At 44.0% G+C, this 16,956-nt stretch carries 8 protein-coding genes; 4 read left to right on the top strand and 4 right to left on the bottom strand.

Annotated elements, in window-relative coordinates:
• The first annotated feature begins 27 nt into the window (after positions 1-27).
• The 4 genes from HOL16_02975 to HOL16_02960 all read left to right on the top strand — a co-directional run bounded on the left by HOL16_02975 (position 28) and on the right by HOL16_02960 (position 8,512).
• Positions 28-792 (top strand): inositol monophosphatase, encoded by a 765-nt coding sequence (locus tag HOL16_02975; GenBank protein ID MBT5389658.1) that lies wholly within the window; start codon positions 28-30, stop codon positions 790-792.
• Between the two features lie 674 nt (positions 793-1,466).
• Entirely contained in the window at positions 1,467-6,338 is a 4,872-nt protein-coding gene (locus tag HOL16_02970) for a hypothetical protein (GenBank protein MBT5389657.1), read from the top strand.
• A gap of 21 nt (positions 6,339-6,359) precedes the next feature.
• The gene (locus HOL16_02965; GenBank protein ID MBT5389656.1) at positions 6,360-7,238 is read left to right on the top strand and encodes a hypothetical protein; all 879 of its coding nucleotides are present in this window, start codon (positions 6,360-6,362) and stop codon (positions 7,236-7,238) included.
• Positions 7,239-7,495: 257 nt separating this feature from the next.
• Complete coding sequence (locus HOL16_02960) at positions 7,496-8,512, top strand: hypothetical protein (GenBank protein MBT5389655.1); 1,017 nt, start codon at positions 7,496-7,498, stop codon at positions 8,510-8,512.
• Positions 8,513-8,935: 423 nt separating this feature from the next.
• Here HOL16_02960 and HOL16_02955 read toward each other — a convergent pair whose 3' ends face one another.
• The 4 genes from HOL16_02955 to HOL16_02940 form a co-directional block, all read right to left on the bottom strand.
• The gene (locus HOL16_02955; GenBank protein ID MBT5389654.1) at positions 8,936-10,072 is read right to left on the bottom strand and encodes a hypothetical protein; all 1,137 of its coding nucleotides are present in this window, start codon (positions 10,070-10,072) and stop codon (positions 8,936-8,938) included.
• Between the two features lie 143 nt (positions 10,073-10,215).
• Positions 10,216-11,130, bottom strand: a complete 915-nt coding sequence (locus HOL16_02950; protein MBT5389653.1) for a hypothetical protein — start codon at positions 11,128-11,130, stop codon at positions 10,216-10,218.
• 142 nt (positions 11,131-11,272) lie between these two features.
• The gene (locus HOL16_02945) at positions 11,273-12,247 is read right to left on the bottom strand and encodes a hypothetical protein (protein ID MBT5389652.1); all 975 of its coding nucleotides are present in this window, start codon (positions 12,245-12,247) and stop codon (positions 11,273-11,275) included.
• A 215-nt stretch (positions 12,248-12,462) separates the two neighbouring features.
• Positions 12,463-16,956, bottom strand: a 4,494-nt coding sequence (locus HOL16_02940; protein MBT5389651.1) for a hypothetical protein, incomplete at its 5' end; no start/stop codon positions are given.

The raw sequence follows: 16,956 nt of genomic DNA, 5'->3' as shown, positions 1-16,956 counted from the left end.
GGGGGTAGGTCTGCCAATCTGTTGGTCATGACACGGGCCGCCTTAAAAGCTGGCCGTGGATTGATCCGCGATTTTGGCGAAGTTGAGAATCTCCAAGTATCGCGCAAGGGGCCGGCAGACTTTGTTTCTACGGCTGATTTGCGTTCCGATAAAATATTAAGGGAAGAGCTGTCTTTCGCCCGCCCGGGCTATAGTTTTTTGACAGAAGAGTCCGGAGAGACCAAAGGGACTGACGAAGAATTCCGTTGGATTATTGATCCTCTAGATGGAACGTCAAACTTTCTCCACAGCATTCCCCATTTTTGTATCTCCATCGCCCTAGAGCAAGCCGGAGAAATAATTGCTGGCGTTATATACGATCCACTGCGCGATGAAATGTTTTGTGCAGAAAAAGGAATGGGTGCCTTTGTAAACAACCGTCGATTGCGTGTTTCTGGCCGGACTGATTTGACGGAAAGCATGCTGGCGACGGGGATTCCTTTTTCCGGCCATGGCGATCGGGAAGCCTTTGTAAAAGAGCTGCAGGTGATGATGGGTGAAATTGCCGGTGTGCGCCGCCTAGGGGCCGCAGCATTGGACCTTGCTTATGTGGCAGCTGGCAAGTTTGAAGGTTATTGGGAACGTGACCTGTGCCCTTGGGACGTGGCAGCAGGGATCCTTTTGGTCCAAGAGGCCGGTGGATATGTCACTGAAATCGATGGCGGCAAAGATGTTTTAGCCTGTAAGAGCATCTTGGCGGCGCCTCCCTTACTTTATCCCCAACTTCAAAAGCTATTGAAGAGCGCGACTTAAGCGTAGAGCTAGATTAGTGGGTAGGGGTGCTTGAATTTAGCTATTCGAAAACGTTTGGAGCGAACGGCATTTGGAAGATGCCCGTGGTGACTTGTAGTGACCTCCAGAAGCCATGCCACTCGTGATCTACATCCAAAACCGTCTTCCCGGCCATTAGGAATTATGGGCAAGCCGTAGGCGTATGAGAAGTAAGAACTCATCACGTCGTAGCGGCCTGTCCGCCATAGCGTAGCGAAGGCGGAAGCAAAGACGGATGAGCGCGGGATCCAAGAGAAATTCATTCAAACTCTAAATCCCACATTTACTGCTAAAAATCAACAAACCATTTACAGAAAACAAGCCCGCAAACAAATCCAAACAAACTATACAGATGCAAAACACTTATATATTTAAAGTTATTTATTACTCCGGAAGTAAAACAGTTGTCGAATGTTTGTGACGAAACTAGCATCTCTCAAGGAAATTCTAATTTAGAAAGCTAACTGTTTGCTAGCCGGAGTAATAACTAAAACTTTAAGAAAACCCTTGATATTTATCCTTTTGGGAATAAGTTGGCGGTAGGAAGTAGATTGAGAAGAGAAATTTTTTAGATTGAGATTTAGAGAGTGATTTAGAAAGAGATTTAGATTGAGAAGCCGGATCGAAGAACCGGTATTGGAATTAGGAAGGTATTCATGGCTAGTTCGTCTAAGCATAGAGCTAGGCTCTTAGCGAGTTCAGCATTAATTAGCACCTATTTATTTTTCGCAGATTTTGCATACGCGGGTGCGGCTATTATACCCGATGCAAAATCCTTGCCTAAGGGGCCCAAGTGGGCGGCTCAGTCCTTTTTAGATTTAAAGGCGGGAAGCCAGCGTAACATAGGGCAGATAGGTCTTATGGGGCCGGTATTTCAGAATGATCGATCCATGTTATTTGCCGATTTCCGTTTTATGAAGGATTCGCGGAACAATGCGGAAGGAAACTATGGCCTCGGGTATCGTCGCATTGTGGGCGAGTGGGTCTATGGTGGGTATGGATTTTTTGACCACCGAGAAACGCGTTTTAACAACATATTCAACCAAGTGACCGTGGGGGCCGAGGCTCTCAGTACCACTTGGGAAGCGCGTGCCAACGTTTATCTGCCAGTATCCTCGAAGAAACTGATCAGGGTGGAAAAACCTGTTCCAACGGGGAGAGATCGGTTTGAGGGAGGCACGGTTCTCCATGAAGAAAACCTTCAGATGGAGAAAGTTGATATTCCCATGGGGGGCCTAGATCTCGAGTTGGGCTACCAAGTCTTGAAGGGCCTCCGTGTATATGGCGCGGCCTACTATTTCAGGGCAAGCGGCGCGCCGACCATTCGAGGGGGCCGTATACGTGTCACCTACGATATAAACAAGTATCTCGCCCTCGAGGGCCAGGCTCAGCGTGATAATATTCGAAAGAACACTTACTTTGCTGGCGTCAGATTGACGGTTCCACTCTATGATGTGGACAAGGCCCACAAGCTTACAGATGTCGAGAAACTAATGTTGCGTCCAGTTGTCCGAGACATCGACATTGTGGAGCAGGCGGTTGATAGGGAGGTTTTGGTTGATAAGTTGATTCCTACTGTTCCGATTGAAGATGTTTCCATTGAAGAAGGTGCTGCTCATACAAACTCCTCCTTGGTTGGAGTTTATAATCTGCAAGATCCACAGATTCAGAGGGCACTGTTGAAAAAAATGCCAAAGGTTTCAGCAGTTTTTGATGTTCAGGAACAGAAAAGAGTTTCAGCCCGAGATATCAAGAAAAGAATTATAGGAATTAGACATGATAAGGCGAAGTCAAAACGTGAGAATGAAAGTGTTCAGCATCTATGGAAAATATGGAGGTGGAGGGAAGATTATGCTCATCGGGATGACGAGGCTACTATGTCGCCAGAAAGGAAACTTTTGCTTTCTCAAAGGGAATTAACGTCACCTAGCAAGTCTAATTCCTCAGCTCGTTTCGGTCGTGAACCATCTATTCCCCCTCAAAACAGCTCAGTTAGATCGAGGCGAGATTTGCACTCGGAATTTGAGAGAGTGAAACAGGATGAGCAACAGAAAGTGCACAATTCTCCCATTTCAGCTGCTGATTTAGTCAAGAAATTTGAGGAATTTTCTTCGGATAATACACGTCAAATTAATGCTAATTCTGTTGTGAGGGAGTCTGTAACCAAAACCGAGGTTCAAGAAACAACACTAGTGGTTTCGGTTTCGCCTTCAGTTAGTACAAGTTCGATGAGTGCAGAACTTTCTTCAAGCCAGGAAACGAAGGAGCATGGAGGGTCCCAGCCTTTAGATGGTGTTGTGAAGGTTCAGTCGGTGGCGCGAGGGTATCTGAGCCGAAAGCATCAGAAACAACAATCGGATTTGAAGAAGGCGGTTGTTCTAGGACATAAGCTGTGGCGTGGGAAGCTAGCCGAGCGAGCCTATCAGGCCGACCGATCAGATATTGTGACGGTTCAATCGTTGACACGAGGGTATCTGAGCCGGAAGCATCAGAAGCAACAATTGGATTTGAAGAAGGCGGTTGTTCTAGGGCAGAAGCTATGGAGAGGGAAGCTAGCCGAGCGAGCCTATCAGGCCGACCGATCAGATATTGTGACGGTTCAATCGTTGACACGAGGGAATTTGGCCCGGAAGCATCAGAAGCAACAATTGGATTTGAAGAAGGCGGTTGTTCTAGGACAGAAGCTATGGAGAGGGAAGCTAGCCGAGCGAGCCTATCAGGCCGACCGATCCGATATAGTGACGGTTCAATCGTTGACACGAGGGAATTTGGCTCGGAAGCATCAGAAGCAACAATCGGATTTGAAGAAGGCGGTTGTTCTAGGGCAGAAGCTATGGAGAGGGAAGCTAGCCGAGCGGGCTTATAAGTCCGACCGATCAGATATTGTGACGGTTCAATCGTTGACTCGAGGGAATTTGGCCCGGAAGCATCAGAAGCAACAATTGGATTTGAAGAAGGCGGTTGTTCTAGGACAGAAGCTATGGCGAGGAAGAGTAGCGGAGCGAGCCTATCAGGCCGACCGATCCGATATTGTGACGGTTCAATCATTGACACGAGGGAATTTGGCCCGGAAGCATCAATCGGAACTAAAGGAAGCAGTTGTCCTAGGACAGAATCTGTGGCGCGAAAAGGTAAAAGCTCGTCAGACTCGAGCTGACAGCTCCGATGTTGTAACGGTTCAGTCGCTGACGCGAGGGTATTTGATTAGGAAGCAACAATCGGAACTAAAGAAAGCAGTTGTCCTGGGACAAAAGCTGTGGAGAAGGAAGCTAGCAGAGCGGGCTTATAAGTCCGATCGATCCGATATAGTGAAGGTTCAGTCGTTGGCGCGAGGGTATTTGACCCGGAAGGATCAAAAACAACAATCAGATTTGAAGAAGGCGGTTGTCCTAGGTCAGAATCTGTGGAGAGGGAAGCTAGCAGAGCGGGCTTATAAGGCCGACCGATCCGATATAGTGACAGCACAATCGTTTGCGCGCGGGTATTTGATTCGGAAGCAACAATCAGAACTGAAGAAAGCGGTTGTCGTAGGACAGCAGCTGTGGAGAGGGAAGCTAGCAGAACGGGCTTATAAGTCCGACCGATCCGATATAGTGACAGCACAATCGTTTGCGCGCGGGTATTTGATTCGGAAGCAACAATCGGAACTGAAGAAAGCGGTTATTTTAGGGCAGAAGCTGTGGAGAGAAAAGGTAAGAGCTCGTCAGATTCGAGCCGATCGCTCAAGCATAGTGACGGTTCAGTCGTTGGCACGTGGTTATTTGGCCCGGAAGCGACAGTCGGAACTGAAGAAAGCGGTTGTCCTGGGGCAGAAGCTATGGAGAGGAAAGACAGCAGCTTCGAAGCTAAAGGCAGAGACAGGTGCTGCATCAACAATCCAGAGAGTTTTCCGTGATTACGAAGGACGCAAGGAAGCAGCAAAGCTGAAGAAAGCGGCTATCACGATTCAGAATCAGTGGCGCAAAAAGGTAAGAGCTCGTCAGACTCGAGCCGACCGCTCAAGCATAGTGACGGCTCAGTCGTTGGTACGTGGTTATTTGGCCCGGAAGCGACAGTTGGAACTGAAGAAAGCGGCTATTGCGGTTCAGAAGCAGTGGCGGGAAAAGGTAAGAGCTCGTCAGACTCTAGCCGATCGATCTGATAAAGAGAGTCCAACCATAGTTCCACCTGCGAATGAACTCGTGGTCTATAGTGGTAATTTAAATCATTCCACCAGTCTTGATGACAGCTTAACAGATGTTGAATTTGTCAGTGCGCACGAGATTCATAATAACTATGAAAACTTGGTAGAGCCTGAGATGATGATACGTTTAGGACATTCGGCCGATTCTGAAATAGACCAAAAGAAGTTTACGGAGCGTAAAAATTCATTTTTGATTTCTCGAGATCGAGCATTAGAAGGTATTTCATCACTATTAGATGAGCACAAAAATGGTGTTGTTGAAATTACCAATCCTCATGAGCTTGGCTTAAAAGACTTCCAGTTGAAACATAAGGGAATTGAAATATTAGAACGCTCTTCAAGTAAGGGAGTAACGAAGTGGACAGTCGCAAATGTTGAACCCAAAGAAAAAAATGAAAACTTCCCACCTTTAGTGACAAATTCTGACAGTTCAAGGCAACCTACGACTGTATTAGGGATTCAAGGTAATGAAGAGGAAAGTTTAATTGAGAAAGTTTTGATTCCTAGCCAAAACTTACATCCTAGAGCAGGTGATTTTGCCCATTTATTCGAGGAAAGTGATACCGATGGACCTGTGCTCACAGAACTCTCTGGTTCTGTGGAACTATCTGTAAATGAAGAAAGTACTAAAGATAGGTCAGCGCTAAGTTCTAGTCAGAATGAGGAAGGGGTTGCCAAAAAAGAGAGAATCAAAGTTGCCAGCTTACACCCGAGAGCAGGTGATTTTGCCCATTTATTCGAGGAAAGTGATACCGATGGGCCTGTGCTCACAGAACTCTCCAATTCTCTGGATTCGTCTGTAAATGAGGAAAGTACTAAAGAGAGGTCAGTGCCCACTTCTAGCCAGAATGAGGAAGAGGTTGCCAAAAAAGAGAGAATCAAAGTTGCCAGCTTACATCAGAGAGCAGATGAGTTTGCCCATTTATTCGAGGAAAGTGATACCGATGAGCCTGTGCTCACAGAACTTTCTAGTTCTGTGGAGATGCCTGCAAATGAAGAAAGTACTGAAGATAGGTCAGCGCTAAGTTCTAGTCAGAATGAGGAAGGGGTTGCTAATAAAGAGAATACTTCTTCTCCTCAAAAATACCCACTGAATAATGGGGAGGTTGTAAAGCCGTTTGACAATAAACCGCAACTTCATCCAGATGCAAAAAAGTATGCGGGTAAATTTGGCACAAACTCCGGGTTGCATCCAGATGCAAAAAAGTATGCGAATGAATTTGGCACAAACCCCGGCTTACATCCAAATGCAAACGAGTATGCAGATCAATTTGTTGAAACTCCTAAGAAGGAAGGTTTGTTTGCGCGTATAGGAAGACGAATTTTTGGGGGAAAGAGATCATAAAATGTTGAGGAGAAGGTAGTTATGGCAAGTAAATACACTGTATTTTTGGTTTTGTTTTTTATAAATCTTATTATTTATGAGAATAGCGCTTTTGCAGGTGGGGGGAATACGAAGTCGACATCGGAGGTGTCTGGTTTCGATGAAAAAATTCAGTTGTCTCGTTATCGCGTCACAGTAAATCAGGTGAATGAAGAACTTACTGCTGGGAGCATACGAACTTGTACTAACACCTCCCCTCAAAGAGAAGATATGTCCCCTCTAACAATACTTTGTCAAAGTGGCCCTGCTTCTATTCTTGCAAATAAATTACAACTAAACAACGAGTTAGATTACTTTAAACCTGAAAATATTCTTCGGAAACATGTTGATAGAGAAAGAGAGCAATTAGGACTACTTGAATTTCCCACTGAGCGATTTGATCTGATGTTGTTTTTCGGTCAGGATTATCTTGATACTCGTGTGCGTAGAATGCTGAGACGGGATAATGAGGTACGAAGTGAGAGTGGGCGCTCTGCCGTTAATCTGGCTTTAATGTCATTAACTGCTGCATATGCCGGATTAGAAGATGTTAGTGAGAAAGATCAGAGTAACTTTGTGAAGCTTCTGAGATTTATAGGGGTTTCACTGAAAGACTCTATCTGTGAGGTTAGAGCCGAAGAAGAAGGGAGCAGTGTCTTTTTTATATTGAAAGATAATAAAAGAAACCATTGCCAATACTTAGAGATTAATATTCATGAGAGTCACGTGGTACGCCTCAGATTGCTCCAGAACAGGTATAAGCTCCTTCAAGAAAAACAGAAAGTCGGAGAGAATAGTGATTCTGATATCATGAAAGAGAATATTAGTCCTATCAATAAGCTTGCAAAGACAGCTTTGGTGAAAAGATTGACGGAGAGGTGATGTTGTTTTGCTGCTTGCAAATAACTGTTCTAAAGAGCAAACGCTATTCACGATAGGGACTTTGCTATGGATTGAGAGAACTAAGAGAGAGTTTTAGTAGTATCTCTCTTGCCCATATGGAGGTGAGTTGGGAGTGTCTGTAAAGAATATTTTTTCCGTTTACTGTTTGGTCAAATGAAAAAGAAAATATTAATTATACTTTTTATTTGAATGTTCTATACAGAGCGTTTTATTTCAAATTAGATGGTTTGCAACAAATGAGTTTTTTAAGAAATATTACATTTTATTTACCAGTTTTAATTTTTATTTGTTTTATAACATCGTTGTCATTGGCCAACAATGATGACGAAACTTATAGAAGTTCTTCGTTTCCCAGAAGGACGAAAGTATACAATGGGATACAAAATACTGCAAATGGACCTGAAAGAGAGGATTCTCGTAGCCTGTTGAAGCTATACTTAGCAACAGGATTGTCCAAAGTGCTATTAAATTTTGAGCGTTTGAAAGATTGGTCAGCTAAATTATGGAACAAGCCATCAAGGAAATATGTATTTCCAATAGTTATCGGTGTTGGACTTGTCGCAATTGCAATATATTTGAAAAATAAAATTTCGAAATCACGAGGTAATTCACTTGATTCCTCAGAATTAAATGATGAAAATATATTAAACTTATCGTTAGGGACAAGTGTTTCAGCGAATAGTAGCTTGAACTCAATTTCCCATTCTAAAAATGAACTTGAAATTCAAACAGTCCCAGAAGAAAAGCCAATACATGTCCCAAATGAAAATTTGTTACCCTATTGTTGTTCGGATATTGTCCATTATGCGGATGAAGCTCACAGTGCGAATTTGTTTTCACACACACACGTACAAGTTGTGCCGGCTGAACACCTTCATAGTAAAACTGGAAAAGTAGCTATATCATTGCAATCTGCTGATTCAGAGTGCCTAATTTCGTATATGTTTGATCAAGAGTTTTTGACAGCAGATCAAAGAAGCATGCTTCGTAATGATCGGTCGTATGGGAAAAGTGAATTGCCCGAAATATTAGGGAGCTTATATGCAACATTTAGTGATAAATGTGGGGATAAAGCGGACGCTAAAAGCCAACTTTTCATGAGTATTCTACAGAACATAAATAAAAATTTAAAGCATTCTGAAATATCTATTTTTTCCGAGCAGTCAGGAGGCAAGATTATTGTTGAAATAAAGGAATCGGAAGAGCAAAGTAATTTTCTGACATTTGATTTCATATCAGAGTCGAGCTTTTAGAGGGCAGCATAGGCATTAATCCTCGTCGTGTCCGATTTTCTGTTATACACCATCCAAAGTTAGAATTTGGAAAAAGGCCGGCAAGAATATTTCAATCAGTTATGCTGAATTCTATGGGAATAGAGATACTGGCGGTGCTTCCGGGGGATATATCTTATATTTTGCGTTGTTCCAAATTGGTTCAGGCATAAAAGACGTTTACTTTGTAATTTGGATCTTGGTGGATACCCACTGTCGGGCAGAAAGTTTTCATTCGATGTTACAGGGTTAGTGCTACAACATCAGAAATAGGTGAAGCCTCTGATGTTTCTGACGATGGTTCACTTCCTGCCCCAAGGGGGACAATCACGCATGTCTCATGTTGCTGCGTCAGCTAGAGTACTTTAGACACGATTATGTCACCAGGGAGGTTAATTCCCCTTCTCAATCATCTTCATTTTCACGCCCACCCCCACCAATTGCTAAGGCGTCCTTCATATCTCCTTCGTTGGCAAAATCTCCCCCTTTGCGAATGTCATCGTGTCCTAATCCATCAATGGCGCCGAGGGGATTAAAAATGGAGATGAATCGTGTGAACTCTTGTACAAACGTGCCCTCGCTGTCCTCCCCCGGGTTAAATCCAGATTTATAGGTAATTTGGATTAATAACTTTTGACCATCGGAATGCGGATTAAAGCCCATTTTGATGAAAACGTTGCAAGCTGTATGCTCTAATTCTTCAGCGACTGAATCTGTTTCTGCATTCATAGCGTTTTTCAACGACTCAAGATGTCCAATTATAGCATCGTACATTCCAACAAGGCTTTTGAATTGTAGCGTAAGGGGATCAGTATGATCTGCGTCGCTACCAAGAGCTTTTGTGCTGGTACTGTCTCTATATTCTGTAAGAATCTCTAAGACTTCATCTATTTCATCAAATTCCAGTTCAGCATCTTGAAAACCTGCCTTTCTGACAGCCTCATCAACAGAACAAACATGGGTCGAAGTTGTTGATTGTACTGTTTCTAGAACGTTCTCATTCTCTGGAGCAGCATTTAAGAGCCTTCTTAATTTCCAAGGGCTTTTCCTTACTAAAGCGCCACCATTAGAGTTTGAAGTAGCTTTTGGCGTCTTCGGAGAGGGAGGTCTATCTACCTCCTCTTCTTTTACCTCCTCCTCTTTCCTAGGTTCCTCATGTAGTAGGTGGTTGTCGTTTATCCCATCATCCCTTTGTTTTCCTGTTCTTCGTAGTTCTTCTAATTTTGGTGCTTTCTTTTGTTCCTCAGACTCAGACTCAGACTTCTTTCCGAGACGGTTCCACAACCAATACGCTGTGCCAAAGGCTAAAACTGTTCCAAATACATAGGGAACACTCTTTCTTAATAGTGATGCACCTCTTCCGGTCTCTTGTAACACAGTCGAGCTCGTGTTTGACAACGGAAGCTTCTTTGAACCTCCGCTTCTAACACCAGATGCTCGTTTCATACCCTCTAACAAGTCATCATTTGCCCACAGATTATGGCCCGAGAGGCTTGTCATCAAAACTGCCGCAATGGAAAAGGCTTTGAATGTTTTGTTCATTTGAAATCCTACTCTCAGAATGTGAGTTGTCATAGAGTATTAAATTTAGCTGGTAAGACAGCAAACGAGTGCTGTCCTACCGAAATATTTTAAGCTTTGGAAATTTGTGTGTTTAAAACAGATTTCCAGGTATTGCTGGTTAATTATACTTTTTGACTATCAAACTTTTTCCTCAGAGCAGCTTTTCTTTGCGCGGCTTGTTCCTCTTCTGAGGATCCCGTATTAGCTGACTCTTCTTTTTTGCCCTGCTCGACATGACGCGTATCAGCTGGCTCTGCTTCTCCTTCCTCCTCTTCCTCCTGAGGCGCGCTTACATCGTGCAACTTTGGATCCAAGAGTTTTCCAAAAAGAGTACTTATGGCATCTGGAACGGTCTCAAGATCACAAATTTTGGAGTTAAAGCCAACATCAAGCAATCTTGGCATTTTCTCAGCAATATAGGTTGAGACAAACAAACTAAAGGTCTGTTGTGGGCCGTCATCAGACGAAGAATCTGCTTTTTTAGAGAAGGAGAATCTATATTGAATTTCCCCATCCCTAGTAAATCTTTCCGTCAGCTTATACTGAGCATCCATATCAACACCTAATTCTGCGGTAGCAGTAGCGACATTTTTACTTAGAATTCCTGGAAGGGTGGCAAAACTATCCACAGTTTCCTTAAAAGTCTCATAAAAGCGCAATGTTGCAGCATTCTTACGCCCTTCAAGTGAGGCATCAAACTGATGAACTTTACTTCTTAGGCCCTCTAGGTTTGTTGAGAATTGTTCAACGTCAGTTTTCAACTGTTGCGCAGTCTCCCTCTGATCATAGGAAAAATAACTGGCTTCCAAACCTTCGATTCGTTGCAAACGGATTTGTGCGCTATCTAAGGCTTCACGCTCATTGTTAAGCCATGAGCCGCTGACGCGAAGAAGTTGAGTATGATGCAGAGTCGATCCTTCAGGACACCAATTCGTATCCCAAAACTCGGGGGGATCTGCAAGGGCATTTTGGATTGCAGGAATATACACTGCCATACTAATAATAAGATATGAAAGGTAAATGCGTACTTTATTCATTTTATTTCTCCATAAGAATTTAACATATTAAACGCGGTTTCTTTAGATATTTCCCTGATTCTTCAGAAGTATTATTGAAATCCTTTTTTCGAGGACACGCGAGAGTGGTGCCATTTTGTATTCGATTCGTAGGTAGCCTTGATCAATCTTCCTCCTCTACGCGACGATAATCACCAATTGCTAAGGCGTTGCGAAGCTCTTCTTCGTTGCCAAAATCTTCCGGGTTTCGAATGTCATCGTGTCCTAATCCATCAATAGCGCCTAGGGGATTAAAAATGGAGATGAATCGTGTGAACTCTTGTACAAACGTGCCCTCGCTGTCCGTCCCTGGGTTATATCCGGGCTTGTAGGTAATTTGGATTAATAACTTTTGACCATCGGAATGCGGATTAAAGCCCATTTTGATGGAAACGTTGCAAGCTGTATGCTCTAATTCTTCAGCGACTGAATCTGCTTCTGTATTCATAGCGTTTTTCAACGACTCAAGATGGCCAATTATAGCATCGTACATTCCAACAAGGCTTTTGAATTGTAGCGTAAGGGGATCATCATAATCTGCGTCGCTACCAAGAGCTTTTGTTCTGGTACTGTCTCTATATTCTGTAAGAATATCTAAGACTTCATCTATCTCATCAAACTCCAGCTCAGCATCTTGAAAACCTGCCTTTCTGACAGCCTCATCAACAGAACAAACATGGGTCGAAGTTGTTGATTGGACTGTTTGTAGAACATCTTTATCCACTGGAGCTGCATTTAAGTGTCTTCTTAATTTCCAAGGGCTTTTCCTTACTATAAGAGCGCCACCATTAGAGTTTGAAGTAGCTTTTGGCGTCTTCGGAGAGCGATGTTCAACACCATCCTCCTCTTCCTCTCGGAGTTCAGAGTTGACAACGACTTCGCCGTTTATCCCACCACCTGAAGCCAAACCTCCATACTCCTTAGAAACTGGCACTTCATGATTAGCGGAACGTTTGAGGAGGAGATCGTCCTCATCATTAGCAGCTTCTTTGCTAAAGCAACAGCCTGACCAAGCATTTTCCCGTGACAAAGAAAGTGTAAAAACAATAATAAAACCTAGGCGAAATAGCCATTTCCATAAACCGGATTCGGTATGCATCAAAACAAATCTTTCAATTATAAAAATAGTAAAAAAATGTATTCTATATCTCATATACACATACTCTATAAAATGCTGACAAGTCAATTAGGAAACAGCAATTTATTCTCTTAAACTCTCTTTAAATTTGTGGAAAAAATCGTTCTATAGTGACTTTGGAAAATGACTAGTTCATTATTTAGACTCCTCGTTTTTTACTGGGTAGTTTACGACTTTTACCTACCCATATTGGTAATATCCTTGAGTGGGCTAGGTTCCCTTTCTTGAGCGCTTTCTATAGTTCTTAACAATTCTTTGTTGAGCGTTTTACTCCTAAAGGCTTCATACAATTCCCGTTTGCGACGATTTTGGGTTGCTTGTTGAACAGTGTCAGATTGCAGGGACTGATTTCGGAATGCGCGTGCCAGTTCTTCCTTACGGCGTGACTTTGCGTGTTCTTCAATGGTTCCTGGTTTTAGAGCTTTATCTTTGAGATCTCGGTATAATGCTTCTTTTCTTTGAGCGCGTCGCTTTGTCTCCAAAATATTGGAATCCAATGTTTTGGAGTTCATTTCACCTAGGAGGCGTTTCTTTTCCTCTCTTGTGAATAGATTGTTTAGATCAGCCTGAGAAATAGTTTCATTTTTTCTCAATTTCTCTAATACTTTTTCCACTTTCTCGGCTCTAGCAAGTGCCGCTGAATCGGCCGATATCTGTGTTTGTTTAGATAGAGCACTTGCCATGGCCTTCTTCCTGAGTTCTATCTGAGCTAATTTCGAGGACTCATTTGATGAATAAGTTTGAGCCTTCAACTCGTCGACAATTGCCTTCTTCCGGAGTTCGGTTTGGATTATTTTAATTGAACCGCCCATCCCTTGTTTTTGGTCGTTCAGAGCAGCAGCTGTTTCCGTCCTCCACAGTTCGGTCTGAGCAAACAGTGCAGAATCAACATCTGAATAAGTTTGATCAGTTAGCGTGCTTGCCATAGCCTTCTTACGAAGTTCGGCTTGAGCTAATTTCGTTGAATCAGCTGTCGAATGAGTTTGTGCAGTTAATGCATCCGCCGTGGCATTCTTTCTGAGTTCAGCTTGGGCTAGTTTCGTCGATTCGGTAGAGAGGTGAGTCTGGTCAGATAGTGCATCTGCAACGGTGCTCTTTCTTAATTCTCCCTGAGCCAATTTCGTTGACGCGTCTGCAGAGTAAGTCTGCGTTTTTAAGGCATCTGTCAAAGCTTTCTTCCGAAGTTCAGCCTGAGTCAACCTTATTGAATCAACGTCCCCATGAGTCTGGCCAGTTAGCGCGCTTGCCATAGCATTCTTCCTAAGCTCTGTCTGAGCCAAACTCACTGAATCCTCCGTAGAATGAGTTTGTATGTTCAAGTCATCTGCAATGGCGCTTTTTCTAAATTCTCCCTGAGCAAGCTTCGTCGCTTCAGTAGAGAGGTGAGTCTGGTCAGATAGTGCATCTGCCGTGGCATTCTTCCTGAGTTCAGCTTGGGCTAGTTTCGTCGATTCGGGAGAGAGGTGAGTTTGGTCAGATAGTGCGGTAGAGATAGATGATTTACGTGCATCAGCTTGTACTAATTTGGTGGAGCTATCGGTAGAATACGTTTGAGTGTTCAAAGCATTAGCAACGGTATTCTTCCGAAGGTCGGCCTGAGCCAAGCTTAGCGAATCAGCAACCGAATGTGTGGGGCCAGTTAGTGCACCTGCCATAGCATTCTTCCGAAGTTCAGCTTGTGCTAAGTTCGCCGATTCGGTAGAGAGATGGGTTTGATCAGATAGTGCATCCGAGATAGCAGCTTTACGCGTATCAGCCTGTACTAGCTTAGTTGAGCCACCTACAGAGTAAGTTTGATCTTTTAAGGCACCTGCCATAGCATTCTTCCGAAGTTCAGCCTGTGCAAGCTTCGTCGACTCGGTAGAGAGGTGCGACTGGTCAGATAGTGCATTTGCCACAGCATTCTTCCGCAGCTCGGCCTGAGCCAAACTCACTGAATTCTCCGTAGAATGAGTTTGTGCCATCAAAGCTTCTGCCATAGCCTTCTTTCTGAGTTCAGCCTGAGCTAACTTCGTGGATTCGGTAGAGAGATGGGACTGATCAGATAGTGCGGTAGAGATAGCGGTTTTACGCGCATCAGCTTGTACCAGTTTAGTTGAGCTCCCTGCAGAGTAAGTTTGAGCTTTCAAAGCATCCGCAACTGCCTTCTTCCTGAGTTCAGCTTGTACCAGTTTAGTTGAACTTTCGGCAGAATACGTTTGAGTGTTCAAAGTATCAGCAACGGCATTCTTCCTGAGTTCGGCTTGAGCTAAACTTACCGAATCGGCAGCCATATGAGTTTGCCCAGTTAGTGCATCTGCCATTACTTTCTTTCTGAGTTCACCCTGAGCTAAGTTCGTCGATTCGGTAGAGAGGGGAGCCTGGTCGGATAATGCAGCCGAGATAGCAGCTTTACGCGAGTCAGCTTGGAGCAATTTGGTAGATCCATCAACAGAGTAAGTTTGAGCCTTTAAGGCATCCGTCATGGCCTCCTTTCTGAGTTCAGCTTGGGATAGTTTCGTTGATTCGATAGAGAGATGGGACTGATCAGATAATGCATCCGAGATAGCGGCTTTACGCGTATCAGCCTGTACTAGCTTAGTTGAGCCACCTGCAGAGTAAGTTTGCGTTTTTAAGGCACCTGCTACAGCATTCTTCCTGAGTTCGGCTTGAGCCAATTTAGTTGAATCAGATGGTACGTTCACTTGCTCAGATAGTGCGGCTGAGATAGAGGCTTTACGTGTGTCAGCTTGTACTAATTTGGTTGAGCCACCTGCAGAGTAAGTCTGCGTTTTTAAGGCATCTGCCACAGCATTCTTCCGGATTTCGTTCTGCGCTAATTTCGTCGATTCGGTAGAGAGGGGAGTCTGACCAGGTAGTGCACCTGCCATAGTTTTCTTCCGTAACTCGGCCTGAGCCAAACTCACTGAACTATCCGCAGAGAAGGTTTGTGCCATCAAAGCATCTGTCATGGCATTCTTCCTGAGTTCTTCTTGAGCCAACTTCATTGAATCAGATGGTAGGTTCACTTGGTCAGATAATGCATCTGAGATAGCAGCTTTACGCGAGTCAGCTTGCACTAGTTTAGTTGACGCGTCTGCAGAGTAAGTTTGTGCCTTTAAGGCATCCGCCACGGCGCTCTTTCTGAGTTCGGCCTGAGCTAACTTCGTCGATTCGGTAGAGAGATGAGTCTGACCAGATAATGCATCCGAGATAGCAGCTTTACGTGTGTCAGCTTGTACCAGTTTAGTTGAGCCACCTGCAGAGTAAGTCTGCGTTTTTAAGGCAGCTGCTACAGCATTCTTTCTGAGTTCGGTTTGAGCTAACTTCGCAGACTCGTTTGGTGAATACGTTTTAGTGTTCAAAGGATCAACAACGGTGTTCTTCCTGAATTCGGTTTGAGCAAGCTTCGCCGATTTGGCAGCGAGATGGGTTTGATCAAATAGTGCTGTAGAGATAGCGGCTTTACGTGCATCAGCTTGTACTAATTTGGTGGATCCATTTTCTGAATAAGTTTGAGTGTTCAAAGCATCAGCAACTGCGCTCTTACGAAATTCGGCCTGAGCCAAGTTTACCGAATCAGTTGTCGAATGTGTCTGGCCAGTTAAGGCATCTGCCATGGCATTCTTCCTGAGTTCAGCCTGAGCTAACTTCGTCGATTGGGTAGAGAGGTGAGTCTGACCAGATAATGCATCCGCAACAGCCTTCTTCCGCAGCTCGGCCTGAGCCAAACTCACTGAATTCTCCGTAGAATGAGTTTGCGACATCAAAGCATCTGCTACAGCATTCTTTCTGAGTTCTTCTTGAGTCAACTTCATTGAATCAGCATTCGAATGAGGTTGTTCAGTTAACGCAGCTGCCATAGCATTCTTCCGAAGTTCAGCTTGAGCCAATTTCATTGAATCTGATGGTACGTTCACTTGCTCAGATAATGCGGTAGAGATAGAGGCTTTACGTGTATCAGCTTGTACTAATTTAGTTGAGCCACCAGCAGAGTAAGTTTGCGTTTTTAAGGCACCTGCTACAGCGTTCTTCCTGAGTTCGACTTGAGCCAATTTAGTTGAATCAGATGGTACGTTCACTTGCTCAGATAGTGCGGTAGAGATAGAGGCTTTACGTGTATCAGCCTGTACTAATTTGGTTGAACTATCCGCAGAGAAGGTTTGTGCCATCAAAACATCTGCCATGGCATTCTTCCTGAGTTCGGCTTGAGCTAAACTTACCGAATCGGCAGCCATATGAGTTTGCCCAGTTAGTGCACCTGCCATAGCATTCTTCCTGAGTTCGGTTTGAGCTAACTTCGCCGATTTGGCAGCGAGATGGGACTGCTCAGATAATGCAGCCGAGATAGCAGCTTTACGTGTATCAGCTTGTACTAATTTGGTTGAGCCACCTGCAGAGTAAGTCTGCGTTTTTAAGGCATCTGCCATGGCATTCTTCCTGAGTTCAGCCTGAGCTAACTTCGTTGAACTATCGGCAGAGTAAGTTTGTGCCTTCAAAGCATCTGTAATGGCATTCTTCCTGAGTTCTTCTTGAGCCAACTTCATTGAATCAGATGGTACGTTTACTTGCTCAGATAATGCATCTGAGATAGCAGCTTTACGCGAGTCAGCTTGCACTAGTTTAGTTGACGCGTCTGCAGAGTAAGTTTGTGCCTTTAAGGCATCCGCCACGGCGCTCTTTCTGAGTTC

Source organism: Alphaproteobacteria bacterium (assembly GCA_018662925.1).
Lineage (GTDB): Bacteria > Pseudomonadota > Alphaproteobacteria > 16-39-46 > JABJFC01 > JABJFC01.
The sequence above is the reverse complement of the archived record's forward strand: the minus strand, read 5'-3'. Positions and strand labels throughout refer to the sequence as shown.

Excerpts from the sequence above, each read along its gene's own strand:
- HOL16_02965 (MBT5389656.1), top strand. The coding sequence starts at position 6,360 with ATGGCAAGTAAATACACTGTATTTTTGGTTTTGTTTTTTATAAATCTT.
- HOL16_02950 (MBT5389653.1), bottom strand. The coding sequence starts at position 11,130 with ATGAATAAAGTACGCATTTACCTTTCATATCTTATTATTAGTATGGCA.
- HOL16_02960 (MBT5389655.1), top strand. The coding sequence starts at position 7,496 with ATGAGTTTTTTAAGAAATATTACATTTTATTTACCAGTTTTAATTTTT.
- HOL16_02970 (MBT5389657.1), top strand. The coding sequence starts at position 1,467 with ATGGCTAGTTCGTCTAAGCATAGAGCTAGGCTCTTAGCGAGTTCAGCA.
- HOL16_02955 (MBT5389654.1), bottom strand. The coding sequence starts at position 10,072 with ATGAACAAAACATTCAAAGCCTTTTCCATTGCGGCAGTTTTGATGACA.
- HOL16_02975 (MBT5389658.1), top strand. The coding sequence starts at position 28 with ATGACACGGGCCGCCTTAAAAGCTGGCCGTGGATTGATCCGCGATTTT.
- HOL16_02945 (MBT5389652.1), bottom strand. The coding sequence starts at position 12,247 with ATGCATACCGAATCCGGTTTATGGAAATGGCTATTTCGCCTAGGTTTT.